Consider the following 2257-nt stretch of genomic DNA (forward strand, 5'->3'; position numbering starts at 1 on the left):
CGTCCCGCTTGGCCGAGGCCCGCAGCGCGGCGAGCGCGGCGACCCCGGCGGCGTCGAGCGGGGCACCGGTGTTGGCGACGCGCAGCTCTCCGTCCACCACGACGGCCCGGACCCGGCCGGGCAGGTCCGCGGCGAGCGCGGCGTCGGCGGCGTTCTGGAGCAGCTCGGCGACCCAGGTGTCGGCGTACCCGCCGCGGCGCAGGTCGTCCTCGGCGTTGACGTCCTCACGGAACCGGGTCGGCGACGACGACCAGGCCGCCAGGACCCCGTCCCGCAGCGCCGCCGTGCCGAACGGGTCGGTGCCGTCCGCGACGCCGGGAGGGCTCAGGACCCGACCGGCTCGAGGTCGACGCCGTCGTCGTAGACCAGGGCCGAGACGTGGACCGGGGAGCCGGGCTGCTCGGCGACCGAGGAGTGCGCGCCGCAGCCGAAGCCGACGGCGACGACCTGGGCGTCGGCCGGGGAGGAGCCGTTCGCGCAGACCCCGAACACGCCCTGCAGCGACCCGGCGAGCGGCACCAGGAACCCGCAGGTCCCGCAGGACGCGGGGGCGGACCGGGCGAGGTCGGCGGCCGGGCCGCGCTCCCCGTCCTGCCAGCGCTCGGCGGCGGCGATGCGGCCCTCGAACGACAGCACCCGCTCGCGGCCGAGGCCGACCTCGCGGGCCAGCGCGTCGACGGCCGGGTCCCCGGAGTCGACGTAGCCCGGTACCAGGCGGGGGTCGTCGGCCGGGGTGGGCAGCAGGTCGCCGGGCTTGAGGTCACCGGGGCGCACGCGCTGGTCCCACGGCACCCAGTCGGGCGCGACGAGCGCGGTCGAGCCGGGCAGCAGCACCGACTCCGAGACCGTCACCGGCCCGTCACCGGCCGCGGCGGCGACGGTGACCGCCCACCGCCAGCCGCGGTAGCCGGGCAGGTGTGCGGCGAAGGAATGGGTGACCGAGCCGTCGTCCTCGGCGGTCGTGCCCAGGTGCGCGCCGACGGCGGCCACGGCCGCCTCGTCACCCAGCTCGTCGGCCGCCTCCTCGACGGCCGCGGCCCGCGCCTCGTCCACCGCGTCGAACAGGTGCGACGGCGCGGGTGTCACCCGGGGCTGCGGCGTCTCCGCCCGCTCGTCACCGGAGTCGCCGACCTCGACACCCACCTCACCAGTGCTCACCTCACCAGTGTGCCACCCGTGCCCGGGCATCCTGGGCGGGTGCCCGCCCGAGCGCTGCTCCGCCGCCCCTCCGTGACGGGGCTGCTCCCCCTCCTGCTGGCCCTGGCGGCCTGCGGGGCCGCGGCCCCGGCGACGGGGCTGCCCGCCCCGGGCCCCGTTCCGGTGGTCCGTCCGCAGGTCCTCGCCGAGGTCCCGCACGACCCGCAGGCGTTCACCCAGGGCCTGGAGCTGCGCGACGGGACCCTCTACGAGGGGACCGGCCGGGTGGGGCGCTCGCAGCTGCGCGCGCTGGACCCGGCGACGGGCGCGGTGCGGGCGGCGAGCCCGCTGCCGCCGGCGTACTTCGGGGAGGGCATCACCGTCGTCGGGGACCGGATCTGGCAGCTGACCTGGCAGGACGGGGTGGCGGTCGAGTGGGACCGGGCGACGCTGCGGCCGCTGCGCGAGGTGCCCGTCGACGGCGAGGGCTGGGGGCTGTGCCTGCTGGGCGACCGCGTGGTGCGCTCGGACGGCACCGACCGGCTGTTCTTCCACGACCCGGCCGACCTGGCGGGGACCGGCTCGGTGGCCGTCACCCTGGACGGCGCCCCGGTGAGCCGGCTCAACGAGCTGGAGTGCGTCGGTGACCGGGTGTGGGCCAACGTCTGGCAGACCGACGACCTGGTGCGGATCGACCCGTCGACCGGGGTGGTCGACGCCGTCGTCGACGCGACCGGGCTGCTGCCGGCCGGGCAGCGGGCCGGGGCCGACGTGCTCAACGGCATCGCCCACGTCGACGACGACGAGTACCTGCTCACCGGAAAGCTGTGGCCGGCGACGTTCCGGGTGCGGCTCCCGGTGCCCCCGGCCTGACCGGCGCTGCGCCGGGCGGGTGACACCACCCGGCGGGATCGCCGGAACCGTCGGTGCCCGCCTGCACAATGACCGCGTGGCACCGAACCCGTTCCGCAGCCGCCGCCGGGCGGCCGGGTCGAGACGTGGCCCGGCCCCGCGCACCACCCCGATCACCACCCCGATCGCCTCGGACCCGGCGCTGCGCCGTGCGCGCTCCGCCGGTGCCGCCACCGACGAGCTGCCCCGCCCCGGCCCGGCCACGGTC

Annotated in this window: 2 protein-coding genes and 1 pseudogene; 1 reads left to right on the forward strand and 2 read right to left on the reverse strand. The window is 78.1% G+C overall.

Annotated elements, in window-relative coordinates:
- Together GTW08_RS16870 and GTW08_RS16875 are read right to left on the reverse strand one after the other, a co-directional pair.
- Positions 1-328: pseudogene (locus GTW08_RS16870) on the reverse strand (molecular chaperone Hsp90); the annotation flags it as partial.
- Complete coding sequence (locus tag GTW08_RS16875) at positions 325-1158, reverse strand: DUF3027 domain-containing protein (protein WP_308292867.1); 834 nt, start codon at positions 1156-1158, stop codon at positions 325-327. The gene GTW08_RS16875 and the pseudogene GTW08_RS16870, both read right to left, overlap by 4 nt.
- Before the next feature lie 39 nt (positions 1159-1197).
- Here GTW08_RS16875 and GTW08_RS16880 point away from each other — a divergent pair, with 39 nt between their 5' ends.
- The gene (locus GTW08_RS16880; RefSeq protein ID WP_073576593.1) at positions 1198-2010 is read left to right on the forward strand and encodes a glutaminyl-peptide cyclotransferase; all 813 of its coding nucleotides are present in this window, start codon (positions 1198-1200) and stop codon (positions 2008-2010) included.
- The last annotated feature ends 247 nt before the right edge of the window (positions 2011-2257 follow it).

Source organism: Pseudonocardia sp. SID8383 (genome assembly GCF_009864975.1).
Classification (GTDB): domain Bacteria; phylum Actinomycetota; class Actinomycetes; order Mycobacteriales; family Pseudonocardiaceae; genus Pseudonocardia; species Pseudonocardia alni.